Source organism: Burkholderia sp. Bp9143, assembly GCF_003853645.1.
Lineage (GTDB): Bacteria > Pseudomonadota > Gammaproteobacteria > Burkholderiales > Burkholderiaceae > Burkholderia.
In genome coordinates this window covers 23,826-40,201 of sequence record NZ_QTPO01000030.1, presented here as the reverse complement: position 1 = coordinate 40,201, position 16,376 = coordinate 23,826, and the positions used below count along the sequence as shown (strand labels likewise).

Sequence of the window (16,376 nt, the reverse complement as noted above, 5' to 3'; positions counted from 1 at the left end):
GGCGCAATGCGCCATCTGGCAATGCTCGCAAACTTCAAGAATCACGGAAATTGCCTGTCAGTATAGGCATCGGGCGGATGAAGAACTGGCGCATCGTGCCAATCGATATGCAAAATGCGCCATAATGACCGGATCATGAACCTGTCCCGGCAAAGTTCTCTCACCGTTTCGGCTCACTTCCTGCACGGGATGCTGCGCAGCGTTCGCACCCGTTACGGAGAAGACGTGGCAGCACAGCTACTCGCAAGCGCCGCCATCCCGCAGTCGCTTCTGAATCAGCCAGATGCGCGAATCACACGCCAGCAATACGTCGTGTTGTACAAGACGGTTGCGGCGACGCTCGACGACGAAATGCTGGGACTATGGTCCAGGCCGATCCGGGGCGGCACGTTGAAGTATCTGATGCTCAGCCTGCTGGACGCGCCGACCGTGCTGGTCGCGTTCAATCGGTTCGTTCGTTTCTGGAATTTGCTACTGGATGACTACCGGTTGCAGATTTCGACGAAGAACGATCTGGTGCGATTGGCTCTGGTGGAAAGGGCGCCTGATACGCAGGTCACTCCGCTTGGGCACGAGTTGATGATGAAGCTGGCGCACGGCATCGCATCTTGGCTGCTTGGCAGAGAAATCATCCTGCACCGGGCCGAGTTCAGTTTCGCCAGGCCCAGGCACGTCGAAGACTATGCATTCCTGTTCCCCGGCGCGGTGCACTTCGATGCCGGGATGACGAGCATTTACTTCTCGTACCGGGATTGTGCCGAGCTGTTCAAACGCGAGAAACACGAACTATGGGCGTTCCTGAAAGGCGCGCCCGGGGACTGGACATTCAGCGCCTTTCATCATGGCTCCATTGTGGCCAAAACGCGCGAGTATCTTGAGCGGAACATCGCGCAGCCGATGACGATTCAGGGCCTTGCGCAGGCACTGCATACCTCTGTCCGCACGCTCAATCGCAGATTTGCGGAAGAAGGAACCCATTTCCAGCAGGTGAAAGACGGACTGCGACGGGATATCGCTGTCGATCGGCTGACCAACTCGAACACGAGCGTGGCAGTGCTGGCGTTTGATCTCGGTTTCTCCGACGCTACCGGTTTTTGCCGCGCGTTCAAGCACTGGACCGGCAGTAGTCCTTCCGACTATCGCAAGGACACCCGCCAGGGCGAGTGACACGAAAGAGTCCAGCCTGACCACACTTTCAACGACTTTGAAGGCGAGTGTCGACCGGGCGAATCCGCAGTCGAACCCTGACAGTTCATCCCGCCTTTCCCGAAGGACCGACACGAACAAAACAGGCCGCCGGGCAGGGTGCCCGTCGGCCTGTTTCGACTACATTGCGCTGCGTCCGCGCGTTACTTCGCCGCGAGTGCGCGCGCCACGCCTTTGTCGGTCCACACGTTCTCCGCCACGCTCAGCTTCTGCGGAATCAGCTTCGCTGCGTAGAACGCATCGGCCACGCCCTGCTGCACGGCGACGATCTTCTCGTCGACCGGCACTGCGCCGAACGGTACGCGCTTGATCCACGTTTCCACGAGCGGCAGCGGCAGGCCGACCTTCGGCGCGATCAGCGCGGCCGTCTCGGCCAGATGCCCGTTGACCCACAGGCCGGTCTCGCGCAACTGTTTCAGGATCGCGCCGACCACGTCGGCGTGTTGCTCCGCGAACCCCCGCGTTGCCTCGTAGAAGTTGTTCGCGGGCGTGAGGCCCGTGTAGTCGGACAGCGTGCGGATCTTCAGCGAATTCTGGGCGGCTGCGTAGTACGGATCCCAGACGGCCCACGCGTCGACGTTGCCGCTCTCGAACGCGGCGCGCGCGTCCGCGGGCGGCAGGTACACCGGGCGGATCTCGTCGTAGCGCACACCCGCTTTTTTCAGCGCTTCGAGCAACAGGTAGTTCGCGCTGGAACCCTTCTGCAGTGCGACCTTCTTGCCGCGCAGGTCGGCGAGCGAGCGGATCGGCGAATCGGCCTTCACGAACACGGCTTCGTTGTGCGGCGACGGCGGTTCCGCGGCGACGTACACGAAGCGCACGCCGGCCGCCTGCGCGAACACCGGCGGCGGCGCGCCCGTGTAGCCGAAGTCGATGCTGTTCGCGTTCAGCGCCTCGAGCAGTTGCGGGCCGGCCGGGAATTCGAACCACTGGACGTTGTAGCCGAGCGGCTTGAGGCGCGTCTCGAGCGAGCCCTGCGTCTTGACGACCGACAGCAGGCCGGCCTTCTGGTAGCCGATGCGCACGACCTTGTCGGCGCTGCCTTGCGCGAAGGCCGATGTGGCGGCGACGGCGACGAGCGCCGTCGCGGTGGTGCGGGTGATCCAGCGGGTGAAACGAATCATCGAACGGACTCCATGCGAAACGTCTTCGGGGAGCAGCGCGTGCCGCTCGGTTGGAAGAATCGTCGCATGGGCGATCGGGCCCGCAAACGAAGCATTGCCGATATGAATATGACGGCGGCGGCCCTATGCTTTGTCGTCGTCGCCTTGCGTGCCGGACGCATCGGGCGCACCGGCCTGCCGTGCCGCTTCGTCGCTGAGTTTCCTGTCGAGGATCGTCGCGACACGGCCGCCGAGATACGCACTGGCCGCGTTTTCGAGCGCGCGGTTCGTCTCGCCTTCGACGAACACGGCCGCGAGCGGACGCAGGCGCCAGATCGCATCGACGAGTGCGGGCACGTCGGTCACCGGCGGCAGCGTGCCTTCGTCATAGCGGTCGAGCCGCTTGACGACGAGATCGACGAGCAGCCGCGCGATCGCGTCGAAGTGCGGCCGCGCGAGGCTGATCACGTCGAGCAGTTCGCGCGGCGGGATGCCTTCCTTCGTCATCGCGGCTGCCGCTTCGAGCAGCGCGGGGCTTTTCGCGACGAACGACAGGCCACGCCGTTCGAGCAGCCCGAGCTCGGTCACGCGCGACAGCTGCGATGCCGTCTGCGGGCCGAACATCTGAGCAAGCGCGGCGAGCGAATAGGTTTTCGGCAGTTCGTGCGACCAGCGGCCGCCGATGGCGTTTTCCAGGCCGAGGATCGAGCGCAGGTCGTGACCCTCGTCGATCGCCATGATCAGGTCCTGGATGTTCGACAGCGTGTAGCCGCGGGCGAGCAGGTGGTTGATCAGCTTCAGGCGTGCGACGTGCGTGTCGTCGTAGATGCCGACGCGCCCGCGCTTCTCGGGCGGCGCGAGCAGTCCGCGATCCTGGTATGCACGGACGTTGCGCACGGTCGTGTCGGATACGCGCGCGAGTTCGTCGACCGTGTACTCGTTGCGGGAATCCGCTGCGGCCTCGTCTGGCATGGTTCGAGTCTGTTTTGACATGCGGCCATTCTAGCGCGACGCGACAGGCTCGGGCGAGGCGGGGAGCGTGTGTGCGCCGTCGCCGAGCGCGCGCTGCATCAGCGCGGTATCGATCCAGCGGCCGTGCTTGAAACCGACAGCCTTCAGCACGCCTGCCGGCTCGAAACCGAATGCGCGGTGCAGCGACGTCGAGCCGCCGGTGCCGCCGTCGGCGATCACCGCGATCATCTGCCGCCACGGGCCGGCCTCGCAACGCGCGATCAGCGCCGCGAGCAGCGCGCGGCCGATGCCGCGGCCGCGCTGCGCGTCGTCGATGTAGATCGAATCCTCGATCGTGTGGCGGTACGCGCTGCGCGTGCGATACGGCGTCGCATACGCGTAGCCGGCGATGCGGCCGTCGCATTCCGCGACGAGATAGGGCAGCCCGTGACGCAGCACCGCGTCGCGGCGCGCGCGCAGTTCGTCGACGTCGGGTGGCGTTTCCTCGAACGACGCGACGCTGTGGCGCACGTGGTGTGCGTAGATCGCGTGAATGTCGTCGAGATCGGCATCGGTCGCGTCGCGGACGACGCAGGCGGGAGAGGCGGGCATGGTGGCGGAGCGGGCGGATGAAACCGCTACTATGCCGGCCGTTGGGCGGGGCGGTAAAGGCATTGGCCGCGTCGCGTGCGTGCTGACGCGGCCAAGCCTACAGATGGCCGTCCGCGTCGTGAACGGCGTCGGCGATCGCATCCGCGACGCGCTGCACGCGCGGCGAGCGGCGCACGTCCGGGTGGACGACGAGCCAGATCTCGCGCTCGACATCGCAACGAGGCACGGACGTCAGTTCGACGAGCGCTGCGGCGGCCGACAGCGAAGGGTCGACCGAGGCCGGCGCGCTCTCGCCCGCGTCCATCGCCGGCGCGTCGACGAGAAAGCGCGGCAGCAACGCGATCCCCGCGCCGGCCACGCACGCACGATGCAGCGCGGCCAGGTCGTTGGCGATGAACGCGAACCGGCGTCCGGCCGCGAAGCGTTCGAGCCATTGCTGCTGCGGCATTTGCGCGAGCGCGTCGTCGTAGCCGAGGAATGCCCAGGTGTCGGGCGGCGCGGCGGCCCAGTCGGGCGACGCGCACAGCGCGAAGCGCATCGTGCCGAGGCGGCGCGCGGCCAGCCCCGGCTCGCTCGGCCGCGACAGGCGCACCGCGAGGTCGGCTTCGCGCGCGTACAGATTGGCCGCGTGCATTTCGCCCATCAAGTCGATCCGCAGCGCGGGCCACGCGCGCTGCGCGCGGGCGAGCCGCGGCGCGAGGAAGTGGCTCGCGAACACCGGCGACGCCGACACGCGCACGACACCGTCGAGCGCCGCCGCCCCCTGCGCGGCGCGCGCGAACGCATGCACGTCGGCTTCGACGCGGGCCGCATGCTCGGCGAGGTGCAGGCCTTCGTCGGTCGGCGGCCAGCCGCGCGGGAGCCGGTCGAACAGCCGGATGCCGAGCGCGGACTCCAGCGCATCGATGCGCCGGGCGACCGTCGAGTGCTGGACCTGCAGCGCCCGCGCGGCGGCCGACAGGCTGCCGCCGCGCATCACCGCGAGGAAATAGCGGAGGTCGTCCCAGCTCATCGGCAGCGCGGACGCGGGCGTCGAATCGGTTGAATTTTGCACAGTAGATGGGCGTTGAAGGGGAATTCCGATCGATTATGCACGATGGGATGATCGTGTCACTTCATTCGATTGCGAGGAACGTCATGACCCAAATTGCTACCGCCACCCGGATCGGGATCGACCGTTATGGCGACGCCGGCGTGCTGCGCCGTGTCGATATACCCGTCGTGCCGCCCGGGGCCGGCGAGGTGCGGATTCGCCAGACCGCCGTCGGCGTGAATTTCGTCGACATCTATTTCAGGACCGGCGCGCATCCGTTGCCGGCATTGCCGGACGCGCTCGGCGTCGAGGCGGCCGGGGTGGTCGATGCGGTCGGGCCCGGCGTGACGGCACTCGTCCCGGGCCAGCGCGTCGCGTATGCGGGACTGCCGACCGGCAGCTACGCGAGCCTGCGCACGGTGCCCGCCGAGCGCGTGGTGCCCGTGCCCGACGGCGTGGGCGACGACGCGGCCGCGGCCGGGCTGCTGAAAGGAATCACCGTCTACATGCTGCTGCACCGCGTGCGGCAGGTTGGTGCCGGCGATACCGTGCTCGTGCATGCGGCGGCCGGCGGCGTCGGGTTGCTGGCGACGCAGTGGGCGCGCGCGCTCGGCGCGCGGGTGATCGGCACGGTCGGCTCGGCCGCGAAGGCGGCACTGGTGCGCGCGCAGGGGGCGGAAGCGGTGGTCGATTATCGCGAGGCGGATTTCGTCGCGGCGGCGCGTGCGTTCGGCGGCGGTGCGGGCGTCGACTATGCGATCGACGGGATCGGCGGCGACGTGCTGACGCGCACGCTCGGCGCGGTCCGGCCGTTCGGGATGGTCGCGAGCATCGGGCAGGTTGCCGCGATCGGCGCGCGGCAGACGATCGATCTCGACGAACTGGGCCCGGCCCGCTCGATCGCGCTGGCGCGGCCGAGCGTGCTGGGTTTCATTGCGCGTGACGTGACGGGGTATCGGGAAGCGGCGCGCGCGACGCTCGAACGGCTCGCGGACGGGATGCACGTGGAGATCGGCGCGCGGCTGCCGCTGGAGCAGGCGGCCGACGCGCATCGGTTGCTGGAGTCACGGCAGACGACGGGCGGGGTGGTGCTGGTGCCGTGACGGCGGATCGGGCGGCGATCGCAAGCCGTGAGGACGGTCGCGTCGCGGCGTCGATCTTGCGGGCAGGCGGCGAAGCCACGCTGCCGCTGCCTGCCCGCGGATCAGTGATCAGTGATGCTTGCGCAGCGGCACACTCTCGACGAACCACGCGAGCACGAATGCGATCGCGATCACGCCCGCCGCTGACAGATACACGACATGCAATGACCCGGCGAACGCATGCAGGTACGCATCGCGCACCGCATCCGGCAACTGGTGCACGGCCGCCGGGCCGAGCGCGGGCGGCAGCTCCGTGCCGTTCGGCAGCGCCTGCGTGATCCGCGACTGCAGCCCGTGCGAGAACAGCGCGCCGAACGCGGCGACGCCGAGCGAGCCGCCGATCGAGCGGAACAGCGTCGCGCCCGACGTCGCGACACCCATGTGCCGGAATTCGACCGTGTTCTGCACCGCGAGCGTCAGCACCGGCATCACCATGCCGAGCCCGATCCCGAGCAGCGCCATGTACGCGTACATCGTGTGCAGCGATGTGTCGAGCGACAGCGTCGACAGCAGTGCCATCGCGACGCCGCCGATCAGCGTCCCCGCGATCGGAAACGGCCGATACGTGCCGAGCCGCGAGATCAGCCGGCCGCTCGCGACCGACATCGCGAGCATCCCGCCCATCATCGGCAGCAGCTGCATCCCGGCCTGCGATGGCGTCGAGCCCTTCACGACCTGCAGATAGAGCGGAATGAACGTGACCGAACCGAACAGTGCGATGCCGACGACGAAGCCGATCAGGCTCATCAGCACGAAGGTGCGCTGGCGAAACAGTTCGAGCGGCATGATCGGCTCGGCCGCGAGCCGCTCCTCATAGATGAAGCCGCCGATCGCGACCACGCCGAGCACGAGCGTCATCCACAGCTGCGGCGACGACCACGGCAGCAGCGAACCGCCTTCGCTCGTGAACAGGATCACGCAGGTGAGGGCCGTCGCGAGGAACGCGGCGCCCATGTAGTCGATCCGGTGCTTCACGTGCGCCGTGTGCGGCCGGAACGCGATGCCGATCACCGCGAGCGCGAGCAAGCCGAGCGGCAGGTTGATCGTGAAGATCCAGCGCCACGACAGGTGTTCGACCAGGAAGCCGCCGAGCAGCGGCCCGACGATCGTCGCGAGGCCATACACGCCGCCGAACATCCCCTGATAGCGCGCCCGGCGGTCGGGCGGCACCAGGTCGCCGATCGCGGCCATCGTGACGACCATCAGCCCGCCGCCGCCGAGCCCCTGCAGCGCGCGCAGCACGATCAGCTGCGTCATGTCCTGCGCGACGCCGCATAGCGCGGAACCGGCGAGAAACAGCACGATCGCGGCCTGCAGCACGATCTTACGGCCGTACAGGTCGCCGAGCTTGCCGTACAGCGGCAGCACGACCGTCGATGACAGCAGGTACGCGGTGACGACCCACGACAGCTGGTCGAGGCCGCCGAGCTCGCCGACGATGGTCGGCAGCGCGGTCGACACGATCGTCTGGTCGAGCGCGGACAACAGCATGACGAGCAGCAGCGCGGCGACGATCAGCCCGGTCGGCGCGTCGCGGCGGGCCGCTTCGGCGGCCGGCGGAGCAAGGAGGGTATCGGTTCTCATCGAGATATCTGCCATGGCAGGGAATTGACCGAAATATAGAGACAATTGATTGCCTGGTCAATTTCTGCCCGGCCTCGATTTGTTGCATCGGTAACGGAAGATTGCCGGCCGGGAAATTGACCACGATCAGCCAGAAAGCGGGCCGGGCTCAAGTTTTTTGCAGGCAAACCGTAATCCAGAGTGCCGCGGACCGATTGCCGCGGCACCTTTTATCGCTCACGTCCCGTCATGAACCTGAACGCCCTGTTTTCCCGTTTCTCGATCCGTACGCGGATTTTTTCCACGCTCGGTCTCGTTGCCGTCTTGCTCGTCGTGTCGGGCCTGATCGGCCTCACCGGCATGCAGAGCTCGAACCGTGCGCTCGACGAAGCTTATACGCGCCAGCTGGCCGCGAAGACCGCGCTGTCCGCCGCGAGCCTGAACCTGACGATCGTGCGCACCACGCTCGACCGCGCGCTGCTGCATCCGGAGGCGCCGGAAGTGCCCGATCTCGTCAAGAAGGCCGAGGACTATCTCGCGAAGGCCGACGCCGCGTGGCGTACCTACGCGACGATGCCGCACGAAGGCGACGAAGGCCCGTTCGCGACCCGGCTCGATGCCGCACGCCAGGCGCTGATTGGACAGGCGTTGAAGCCGTTGATCGACGCGATCGGCGCGGGACGTCGCGACGACGCCGACCGGCTGCTGATGACGGTCGCACCGCCGCTGTCGGTCGCGCTCACGCAGGCGACCGATGCGCTCGACGCGTACCAGGCCGCGCGCGGCAAGGACGTCTACGACACCGCGCAGGCCTATTACGGCTGGATGCGCGTGGGCGCGATCGCCGGCATTGCGTTCGGTCTCGCCGCGTGTCTTGGCTGTGCGGTCGGCCTGCATTTCGCGATCACGCAACCGGTGAACCGGTTGCTGTCGCATTTCCGCCGCCTGTCGGACGGTGACCTGACGTCGGAAGTGCGCTGGTCGTCGCGCGACGAGATGGCCGAACTGGTCAAGGGTGTGACGGGCATGCAGCGCAGCCTCGCCGATACGGTGCGCCAGGTCAGCCAGGGCTCCGAAGCGATCTCGACCGCGACGCACCAGATCGCGGCCGGCAACACCGACCTGTCACAGCGCACCGAGGAGCAGGCGTCCGCGCTGCAGGAGACGGCCGCGAGCATGGAACAACTGACGGCGACCGTGAAACAGAACGCCGATCATGCGGTCGAGGCGCAAGCATGCGCGGACAACGCGAGCGAGATCGCGACGCGCGGCGCGACGGTCGTCGGCGAGGTGATCGGCACGATGAACGAGATCGACCAGAGTTCGCAGAAGGTGGCCGACATCATCGGCACGATCGAGGGCATCGCGTTCCAGACCAACATCCTCGCGCTGAATGCGGCGGTCGAAGCTGCGCGCGCGGGCGAGCAGGGCCGCGGCTTCGCGGTGGTCGCGGGCGAAGTGCGCACGCTCGCGCAGCGCTCGGCGTCGGCCGCGAAGGAGATTCGCACGCTGATCGGCGAATCGGTCGAGCGCGTCGCGACGGGTTCGCGGCTGGTCGGCGTGGCCGGCGCGACGATGCAGGACATCCAGCAGGCGATCGGCCGCGTGACGGGCATCATGACCGAGATCGCGGCCGCGTCGAACGAGCAGCGCGACGGGATCGAGCAGGTGAACCGCGCGGTGTCGCAAATGGATCAGGTGTCGCAGCAGAACGCGGCGCTCGTTGAGCAGGCAGCGGCTGCCGCCGCGTCGCTCGAGGAGCAGGCCGATGGGCTGCGGCGGGCGGTGGGGGCGTTTCGGGTGGCTTGATGGATAGCGGGGACGGGCAGGGCGACGGGGCGGCAGCGGGGTTGTTCAGGCGTGTCGCCCGCGATGCTCTTTACTGTGGGCTTGGTCCACGCTGTCGCGATGGATTCGGTCGAAAAGGCTGGCATCGTCCGTAGGGCTTTACGAGCTGGTCAACGTACATACATCCACGTGCCCGTCCCGGAGTACGTATCACTTCGATAAGCTCAAAACAAAGGCAACCTGGCACGAAGCCAATCCCACTTGCTTGGTGGAATTGTCAGGTATTTGTCGTAGTTTGATTCATCGGTCACGTCGATGTAGCGAACCACGCTGCCCTCATAATTCAAGGGCTGATGAAAACTCTTTCCGTGATACCAGTTCACGGAGAAATATCGTCTGGCCAGGAGTTCGCCGTTGCCACTGAACACTCTCAGCTCTATTTTGTCATTCGTTCCATCCTGATCATTTCCGCCGGTGCCACACATTGTGAATCGGTATGAAACTCCATTCATTTTTTTTATGCCGCCGTCTAGCGTTTCAGGGCGATCATAAAAATCGCAGCGCCCATAGGTGGGTCGATTAAGGTGAATGATCAAACCGATGCCGATATAGGCAATAATGGCTAGGCCAACGTATCTGATGGTTCTAATCTGCATATCTCACCAAGATCAAGATCGATCGGCTTCTTCAATTTTAGATAGGTGGGCTTCGAATATATCATGAAGTCCTTGCCGCGTTGATGCCTCTCTCGCCAACGGTCGTAGTCCGCGTTGTAGACTGGAAAGTAAACGTCGGATTTTCTGAAATTTCTGAACAAGCCTTTTCGTGTGTCTACGGGTTTGTTGATGCTTTTCGCCCAAATATCGATATCGGAATCCCGCTTCGGTGAACTGGAACTGGTGAGCAGCGAGCCGGGTGCAATGATGACTCCATGCCTGTTCCAATGTCCCAAATACTGCTTTCCGTTGAATGAGTAATTGTCCTTCACGTAAGCATAGATGTGCGTGATTTTTCCGACTGCATTGATGCAGTACAAGTTTCCTGATTTCTCGTACTTGAAGTATTTTTCACACGTAATTTCAACATTCCCTATGGCGGTGTAGATGTTGAAGTTGGCCAGTGCTCCCGTCAGATCCGTCGGGGCGAAATTTTCCAGTGTGTCCCAGTTTCTTATCGATAGCATCTGAAATTGCCAATCGTTATGAAATTTGAGCAAGTTATCGGTTGATTGTGAGGTGTTGAAATTGAATGTCGGATTTCTTTCGAGAAAGAGATGTTTGACGAAAGGCTTGATGATATTTGTCGCTGTTTCTACGGATCGCCCGCTATAAATGCCGTTCTCAAGGAGGTGTTCGAATTTCCTCCGGATGTTGCCAAATTTCAACGTCCAGTCGAGTGTGATGCTGTCGTCATTTAATGGCTGAGGTGAAGTTGGGTCGTCATTGTAGGTATGTGCTGCACCCGCAAACCAGATTCGCGCGAGTCTGGCGGAAACTTTCCAGCCTAGATTGTCCATCGCAATTGGTATGTCCTGGAGGTCGAAAGGCGGCGGGTTTTCGCAAACTTCCGACTCTGGTTGCCTTGGCGATTCTTTCGCTATTGCCGGATCGGTTTTCGGCAGCGGTCGGGGAGCCGCACTTTGCGACGGAGTCTTCGGTGCGCGCGAAATCGGTTCGGGAGGAGCGGGTGGTGGCCTTGACCCCGGAGCGGGCCGGTCGAATGACACGCTTTTTTGAGTGTCAAGGGGAATGCATCCTTGAACTCCCTTGTATTCCTTCAACTCCGATCCGAACACCCCTTTTTGCGGCTTGTAGTAAGGCACCTTCTGGACGTCGGCCATCGAATACTCCGCTTGCAACGAATGGCCTGGCATCGTAATGGCAGGCTGCAAGCGGATGAACCATCAGGTGTGGCCGGAACAGGCCGAAAGGCGAGTGGATAAGGGTCGCGAGCAGAAAGAAATGTGCCGGATTGTTTCAACGCGCATTATGCGGAAGATCGTTCGCGCGGTCGAAGAGTCGTCCTGCCCCGTCAATCGTGTGTGAGCTGCGCGGCCGCCCGCGCCGACGCGACGAGCAGCAGCTTCATCGTCGCGCGCGTCGCGCCGACGAACAGCTTGCGGGCCGCACGCGCATCGAGCGTGCCGAAGTCGATCTCGGTGAGGATCACGCACGGCGCCGATTGCCCCTTGAAGCGGTAGATCGAATCGAGCAGCACGTCGCCTTCGCGATATTCAGGGTTGCCGAACAGGTCGTACTTGCCGGTGAAGCGCTTGACCCGGTGCGGGCCGAGCTGGTCGAGCCGCGCGAGCACCGAGCTTTCGCGGCCGCGATACGACAGCACCGCGATGTCCTGCTTGCGGAAGCCGAGCGACAGCGCGTGCGTGATCGCGCGCTTGGTCGCGTCGATGCACGCTTCGGCGAGCGCGTCGCCCGACGCGCCGTCTTCCCCATATGACGACACCGACGGATCGGAACCGTCGAACGGGCTGCCCGAACGCAGTTCGGCCGCGAGCGGTTCGACGCGGCCGACGACGTCGCGCACGAATTCGAGCAGGTCGCGCGGGCTGCGGTAGTTCGTCAGCGCCTTCAGCGTGACCCAGCCGGGCAGCGCGACGGGCTCGCGCAGATAGAGGTTCTGCAGCGGATCTTCCAGCCACCACCATGCGCCGTCAGGCACCAGCAGGCGCTCCAGCGCCGCCGCCCACGGCGCGTGGAAATCCTGTCCTTCGTCGACGATCAGCACATCGAAGCGCCAGCGTTCCGGAATCGGCGCCTCCGCGAAGCGTGCCTCGAGCCGCTCGAACGCGCCGGGCGCGTCGAAGTCGGGCGTATACCCGCCGTCGCGGGCCACCCAGTCGCACAGCTGATGGTAGTTCGCGATCTTCGCGCCGGACGGCGCGATGCGCGCGATGTAGTCGGCGAGCGGCCGGTTGAAGCACACGTAGAGCACGCGCTTGCCGGCCGCGACCGCGTCGCGCATCGCCTGCACCGCAAGTTGCGTCTTGCCCGAACCGGCGGTGCCCGTCACGCGCAAGCGGAACGGCGTGAACTCGAGTTGGCGCGCCCACGCGGCAAGCCCCCCCGACAGCCGCGTGACGAGCGTGCCGGCCTGCCCGACGAGCGCGCTCGTGTCGGGCGTGAGCGCCAGCTCGTCCGCGAGGAAGTGATGCAGCTTCGCCGCGTTCGGCAATGCTTCGTCGTGCTCGGGCAGGATCTGCAGGATCACCCGCGCGAGCTGCGCCTTGCGCGACGCGTCGACGATCCGGTCGGCCGCGACGCCGGCAATCGCCGTCTCGCGGATCGAGTAGTCGGGGCAATACAGCAGCGCCTCGACGCCGTAGACGCCCGCGCCGAGCGCGGCGGTCAGGCGCCGGTGCAGCGTCTCCTGCGTGCGTGCGAGCTGGATCGGGACGTTGCGCTCCTTCTGCAGGTAGACCTTCACGAGCCCCTTCGGCGTTTCGCGCAGGAAGCCGGCCTTCTGCTCGATCAGCAGCACGCGGCCGGCCGGGCTCACGACGACGAACGCGGCTTCGCCGAACACCGAGAAACCCTGGTCGGCACGCGTCCAGTGCACGCCGTGATAGACGGTGTAGCTGTCCGGCAGCGCGTGTTCGAGGGCGGCAAGCGTCTCGCGCTCGCGTTCGGCCGCGCCGGTGGCGGCGAGGCTTTTCCAGTCGTCGGGAATGAGGCGGGCCATGAAGTCGGGCGGCGGATGCCGGTCGTGAACAGGGTCCGGCTATTGTACTGAGGAACCTGTTCACGACCGCCGCGCCGCACGGGCGCCGGCCATGCGAAAAAGGTGGGCGGCGTGCGGGAATTACCCGCGAGCGAGCCGCTTCGCGAGATCGGCGCTGAGGATCGCCATGCGCGCGGGTTTTTCGTAGCAGACGACGTCGAACGCGCGGATCACTTCGCTGATGTCCGCTTCGCTCGCGCGGCCCGTGAGCAGGTCGCCCGTCAGCACGAAGATCGGCGCGCCCGGATTGTCGGACGTGCGCACCGCCTTGATCGCGGTGGCGGCCGTGCTGTCGTCGAACAGCCATTCGGTGACGACCGCGTCGAACGCCTGGCCCTGCAGCGCGTCGACGAACGGCGCGAGGCCATCGAACGCGGCCGTCGCGAACCCCTGCCGCTCGAGATAGCGGCACAGCTCGGTCGCGCTGACGCGATCGGGGTCGATCACCGCGACGACGAGCTTGTCGCTCTCCGCGCGACGCGGATAGATCTCGATCTTGTGCACGTCGTACGCGTTCTGATACAGCACGCCCGAATGGCGCAGCACGCGCCAGCGGCCGTTCTGTTCGTACGCGACGAACTCGGGGCGCGCGCCGGCTTCAAGCGGTGCGCCGATCCAGGCGGTGCACGGAATTTCGGCGACGCCGGCGTACAGGACGGCTTCCTGCGAATAAGCGCCGACCATGCCGGGGTCGAGCGTCTGCGCGCCGAACAGTTGAGCGGCGGGCTCGCCGTAGGCTTCGGCGACTTTCTTGATCTGCGCGAGCGTCCAGGGGCTGCTGCCGCGCAGTTTGCGGTGACCCTGCGAAAAGCTCAGGTCGAGGATGCGGCACAGCTCGGTGGTTTGCTGGCGCTTGCCGATGCCATTGCGGGTCATCAACTCGCGCACGCGCTCGGCAACCGCGAGGGAATCCGTGGTGATTGCTTCAGTGGTCATGCTACGGGAACGGATCGTGACGTTCAGAACGACGCCTTTCGGCAGTCTCGGCGGACAGTCTTGACGACGTCCAGTGGCGAGCCGACCGGCCACGCGCGAAAAAGATAACTTTACCGCAAAACGACTGTCATTCCATGTCGCGAAAGGTGCGTTTCTGTGAAAGGTGTGTCATGACGTTACGCGTGGCCCGGAACGTTGCACCGGGCGCCGTTGGCCCGTTCGCAACCTTCAGGTGCCGATCACGATGGGTCGGGACACGATTCCTCGCAGGGCAGCACGTAATCGCCCTGCGCTGCCAGCAGGATGCACCACGGCAGGGCGCATCCGTCGCCCGGACTGCGGCATCCTGCCGCCGCGTCGGCGACAAATCTTTACATGACAGCGCGCGTCGGGTCGGGCGGAACCGCATCTTATACGCGGATCGTTTGATGGTTTACTCTAATGAACCCGATGCGGATACCTTTTCGGGAGGGGGCATGAACGCGGCGGAGCCCCCATGCTACGATTCCCCCGTCTCAAAATAGTGTTGAAGCGATGCAGAAGAAATTTGTGATGCGCGGGTACGAGATGAACTGCGAACCGCGTGTGACGGAGGACGGCAAGTACGCCGCTCAGGTCGAGGTCACGAAGACGGGTTTCAGCCGCGAGGCGGCATTCCGCAAGCTGGGCGAATTCGATACCGAAGCCGAAGCCGTCGCCTACGCGAGACAATTCTCCGAAGAGTGGTTGAGCCGCTACGCGTAGCGCGTCGTTCGCCCGCGCGGGACGGGCGCCGGCTTGACCGGCAGACGCATGCATCGTGAGCCGCCGGCCTCCCGGATGGGTGTCCCATTCAAAGCGAAAAACACGACGGACGCCACGAATGCACGGCATGGGTGTCGTGCGCCATTGCTCCATCGCGCCTTTGCCTTTGCATCGTTGCGACGTCTGAATCGGCGTGCCGATCGATGGTCCGCGGCGTGAACGGGCGACCAGTCCGTATTCATTTCTGATGGTTGTCAATACCCGGGGAAGTTTGTAGATTAATTCCTCAAACTGTGAGGTATCGTTCGACGATCGATTGAAGGCAACGCAATGGGAGGCTGCGAATGACCAGCTTATGCATGCAGACCGCCGTTCACGGTAAAACTGTCCAGGTCGTGTTGTCGCTGGAGCGTCGTACCGCCAGGATTTTCATCGTCGACGACGAAGCGGGCAGCCATCCGCCCCGGACGATGAGTATCGAACAGTACGTCAACGCCGGTATGGCGGACGACGAAATCGCCCGGCATGTGCTCGAAGTCGTCGCGATGTCGCTCGAGCAGCTTGCGCGGCTTCAGCCGTTCGTCCGTGCGACGGGCGCACGGATGGGCTATTCATACCGATCTCACTAATGCCGATTGCGCGGGATGGTCCCGGCGCGAGCCGCGCATGCCATCCTTCCAGATCGACCTCGGCTTCCCCTTCGATCAGGTATCAGTTGGCAAAGCGACGTAAGGTTCTCGATCACATTGCGAGCATTGTATTTCCTACGTTTTGAGAAGTACTAACCAATCGCCTTACGCCGGCATGTACGTGAACGGCTCGCCGTCCTCCCGCTCGACGGACAGCAGCCGCTTGAGTTGATCGAGCGCGAACAACTGCTTTCCATCTGCCGCCGCTTCGGCCATCGCGGCATCGACGAGTTTCCTCGCCCGCGCCAGGATCACGGATCGCTGGCGCGCGATCTCGAGCACCATGCGTTGCTCGATGTTCTGCCGGCTCGATTGCTTGTCGCTCAGGTGACGCCAGCGGTCGCGAAGCTCGGCCCAGGTAACGCGCTGAAATTCCGGAATCGCGCGCGGGCACGTGCCTGCTTCCGCGGGCTCGGGTTGCGCGCGCAATGCGCAGCGCAGCGCTTCGCGGGCGCGCCACTCATCTGAAAACGGTGCATACACATCGCGCGTGCGGCCGATCGGGTTCGCGCGCTCGATCTCCTTGTCGAGCAGGTAGCCGAGCCGCCGAAGCGCGGAGCCGTGCGCGAGCATGGCCGGATCGAGCACGCGGATCCGGCGCGATGCATCCGCGACGTGCGCCTTCAGTTCCCACAGCGTCAGGCGCAGGTGCTGCACTTCGAGTATCAGCCGCTGGACGTCTGCATAGGTGCACTTCGTCCACCATTCGGTGAGGTCGTTCAGCTTCGGAGGATCGAATGGGGGGAGGATCATTTCTACTGCATAAATACTGTATGGATATACAGTTTATCGCGCGGTAACATAGCGCCGTCAAGGCGAAAAAATGGGGACGGCCGATGGGCAACCCTGACCGGCGGCGGGGGGGCCGCGG

At 64.8% G+C, this 16,376-nt stretch carries 15 protein-coding genes; 5 read left to right on the top strand and 10 right to left on the bottom strand.

The window, feature by feature from the left end:
- The first annotated feature begins 135 nt into the window (after nucleotides 1-135).
- The gene (locus DIE23_RS22310; RefSeq protein WP_124614123.1) at nucleotides 136-1,167 is read left to right on the top strand and encodes an AraC family transcriptional regulator; all 1,032 of its coding nucleotides are present in this window, start codon (nucleotides 136-138) and stop codon (nucleotides 1,165-1,167) included.
- Nucleotides 1,168-1,349: 182 nt separating this feature from the next.
- Here the strand turns inward: DIE23_RS22310 and DIE23_RS22305 are convergent, their stop codons facing one another.
- The 4 genes from DIE23_RS22305 to DIE23_RS22290 all read right to left on the bottom strand — a co-directional run bounded on the left by DIE23_RS22305 (nucleotide 1,350) and on the right by DIE23_RS22290 (nucleotide 4,884).
- Nucleotides 1,350-2,330: a sulfonate ABC transporter substrate-binding protein gene (locus tag DIE23_RS22305; RefSeq protein WP_124614122.1), complete on the bottom strand. Its 981-nt coding sequence runs from the start codon at nucleotides 2,328-2,330 to the stop codon at nucleotides 1,350-1,352.
- A 123-nt stretch (nucleotides 2,331-2,453) separates the two neighbouring features.
- On the bottom strand, nucleotides 2,454-3,302 hold the full coding sequence (locus DIE23_RS22300) for a MerR family transcriptional regulator (protein WP_124614121.1): 849 nt from the start codon (nucleotides 3,300-3,302) through the stop codon (nucleotides 2,454-2,456).
- 9 nt (nucleotides 3,303-3,311) lie between these two features.
- Nucleotides 3,312-3,872: a GNAT family N-acetyltransferase gene (locus DIE23_RS22295; RefSeq protein ID WP_124614120.1), complete on the bottom strand. Its 561-nt coding sequence runs from the start codon at nucleotides 3,870-3,872 to the stop codon at nucleotides 3,312-3,314.
- Between the two features lie 97 nt (nucleotides 3,873-3,969).
- Nucleotides 3,970-4,884, bottom strand: a complete 915-nt coding sequence (locus tag DIE23_RS22290) for a LysR family transcriptional regulator (protein WP_124614119.1) — start codon at nucleotides 4,882-4,884, stop codon at nucleotides 3,970-3,972.
- Nucleotides 4,885-5,009: 125 nt separating this feature from the next.
- On the opposite strand from DIE23_RS22290, the gene DIE23_RS22285 reads away from it, so the two are divergent.
- A complete protein-coding gene (locus tag DIE23_RS22285; protein WP_124614118.1) occupies nucleotides 5,010-6,008 on the top strand; it encodes a quinone oxidoreductase in 999 nt (332 codons plus the stop codon).
- A gap of 108 nt (nucleotides 6,009-6,116) precedes the next feature.
- Here the strand turns inward: DIE23_RS22285 and DIE23_RS22280 are convergent, their stop codons facing one another.
- Complete coding sequence (locus DIE23_RS22280) at nucleotides 6,117-7,631, bottom strand: MDR family MFS transporter (protein WP_124614117.1); 1,515 nt, start codon at nucleotides 7,629-7,631, stop codon at nucleotides 6,117-6,119.
- Between the two features lie 228 nt (nucleotides 7,632-7,859).
- Here DIE23_RS22280 and DIE23_RS22275 point away from each other — a divergent pair, with 228 nt between their 5' ends.
- Nucleotides 7,860-9,419 carry a methyl-accepting chemotaxis protein gene (locus DIE23_RS22275; RefSeq protein WP_124614116.1) on the top strand — a complete coding sequence of 520 codons (1,560 nt, stop codon included), beginning with the start codon at nucleotides 7,860-7,862 and terminating at the stop codon, nucleotides 9,417-9,419.
- A gap of 203 nt (nucleotides 9,420-9,622) precedes the next feature.
- On the opposite strand, the gene DIE23_RS40315 is transcribed toward DIE23_RS22275, so the two are convergent.
- From DIE23_RS40315 to DIE23_RS22255, 4 genes are all read right to left on the bottom strand, one after another.
- Nucleotides 9,623-10,054, bottom strand: a complete 432-nt coding sequence (locus DIE23_RS40315) for a hypothetical protein (RefSeq protein WP_260436140.1) — start codon at nucleotides 10,052-10,054, stop codon at nucleotides 9,623-9,625.
- Nucleotides 10,021-11,238, bottom strand: a complete 1,218-nt coding sequence (locus tag DIE23_RS22265; RefSeq protein ID WP_185646515.1) for a DUF6402 family protein — start codon at nucleotides 11,236-11,238, stop codon at nucleotides 10,021-10,023. The genes DIE23_RS40315 and DIE23_RS22265 overlap by 34 nt, the downstream gene beginning before the upstream one ends.
- Before the next feature lie 191 nt (nucleotides 11,239-11,429).
- The gene (locus DIE23_RS22260) at nucleotides 11,430-13,097 is read right to left on the bottom strand and encodes an ATP-dependent helicase (RefSeq protein WP_124614115.1); all 1,668 of its coding nucleotides are present in this window, start codon (nucleotides 13,095-13,097) and stop codon (nucleotides 11,430-11,432) included.
- Nucleotides 13,098-13,217: 120 nt separating this feature from the next.
- Nucleotides 13,218-14,072, bottom strand: a complete 855-nt coding sequence (locus DIE23_RS22255; RefSeq protein ID WP_124614114.1) for a helix-turn-helix domain-containing protein — start codon at nucleotides 14,070-14,072, stop codon at nucleotides 13,218-13,220.
- A 534-nt stretch (nucleotides 14,073-14,606) separates the two neighbouring features.
- On the opposite strand from DIE23_RS22255, the gene DIE23_RS22250 reads away from it, so the two are divergent.
- Nucleotides 14,607-14,816 (top strand): hypothetical protein, encoded by a 210-nt coding sequence (locus tag DIE23_RS22250; RefSeq protein ID WP_124614113.1) that lies wholly within the window; start codon nucleotides 14,607-14,609, stop codon nucleotides 14,814-14,816.
- Nucleotides 14,817-15,160: 344 nt separating this feature from the next.
- Nucleotides 15,161-15,445 carry a hypothetical protein gene (locus DIE23_RS22245; RefSeq protein ID WP_124614112.1) on the top strand — a complete coding sequence of 95 codons (285 nt, stop codon included), beginning with the start codon at nucleotides 15,161-15,163 and terminating at the stop codon, nucleotides 15,443-15,445.
- A 165-nt stretch (nucleotides 15,446-15,610) separates the two neighbouring features.
- Here DIE23_RS22245 and DIE23_RS22240 read toward each other — a convergent pair whose 3' ends face one another.
- Nucleotides 15,611-16,258, bottom strand: a complete 648-nt coding sequence (locus tag DIE23_RS22240; protein WP_124614111.1) for a hypothetical protein — start codon at nucleotides 16,256-16,258, stop codon at nucleotides 15,611-15,613.
- Nucleotides 16,259-16,376 lie beyond the last annotated feature (118 nt).

Bases quoted from the DNA above. Each gene is read 5' to 3' on its own strand.
- DIE23_RS22250 (WP_124614113.1), top strand. From the start codon at position 14,607: ATGCAGAAGAAATTTGTGATGCGCGGGTACGAGATGAACTGCGAACCG.
- DIE23_RS22245 (WP_124614112.1), top strand. From the start codon at position 15,161: ATGACCAGCTTATGCATGCAGACCGCCGTTCACGGTAAAACTGTCCAG.
- DIE23_RS22255 (WP_124614114.1), bottom strand. From the start codon at position 14,072: ATGACCACTGAAGCAATCACCACGGATTCCCTCGCGGTTGCCGAGCGC.
- DIE23_RS22280 (WP_124614117.1), bottom strand. From the start codon at position 7,631: ATGAGAACCGATACCCTCCTTGCTCCGCCGGCCGCCGAAGCGGCCCGC.
- DIE23_RS22295 (WP_124614120.1), bottom strand. From the start codon at position 3,872: ATGCCCGCCTCTCCCGCCTGCGTCGTCCGCGACGCGACCGATGCCGAT.
- DIE23_RS22240 (WP_124614111.1), bottom strand. From the start codon at position 16,258: ATGATCCTCCCCCCATTCGATCCTCCGAAGCTGAACGACCTCACCGAA.
- DIE23_RS22300 (WP_124614121.1), bottom strand. From the start codon at position 3,302: ATGTCAAAACAGACTCGAACCATGCCAGACGAGGCCGCAGCGGATTCC.
- DIE23_RS22310 (WP_124614123.1), top strand. From the start codon at position 136: ATGAACCTGTCCCGGCAAAGTTCTCTCACCGTTTCGGCTCACTTCCTG.
- DIE23_RS40315 (WP_260436140.1), bottom strand. From the start codon at position 10,054: ATGCAGATTAGAACCATCAGATACGTTGGCCTAGCCATTATTGCCTAT.
- DIE23_RS22265 (WP_185646515.1), bottom strand. From the start codon at position 11,238: ATGGCCGACGTCCAGAAGGTGCCTTACTACAAGCCGCAAAAAGGGGTG.
- DIE23_RS22260 (WP_124614115.1), bottom strand. From the start codon at position 13,097: ATGGCCCGCCTCATTCCCGACGACTGGAAAAGCCTCGCCGCCACCGGC.
- DIE23_RS22285 (WP_124614118.1), top strand. From the start codon at position 5,010: ATGACCCAAATTGCTACCGCCACCCGGATCGGGATCGACCGTTATGGC.
- DIE23_RS22290 (WP_124614119.1), bottom strand. From the start codon at position 4,884: ATGAGCTGGGACGACCTCCGCTATTTCCTCGCGGTGATGCGCGGCGGC.
- DIE23_RS22305 (WP_124614122.1), bottom strand. From the start codon at position 2,330: ATGATTCGTTTCACCCGCTGGATCACCCGCACCACCGCGACGGCGCTC.
- DIE23_RS22275 (WP_124614116.1), top strand. From the start codon at position 7,860: ATGAACCTGAACGCCCTGTTTTCCCGTTTCTCGATCCGTACGCGGATT.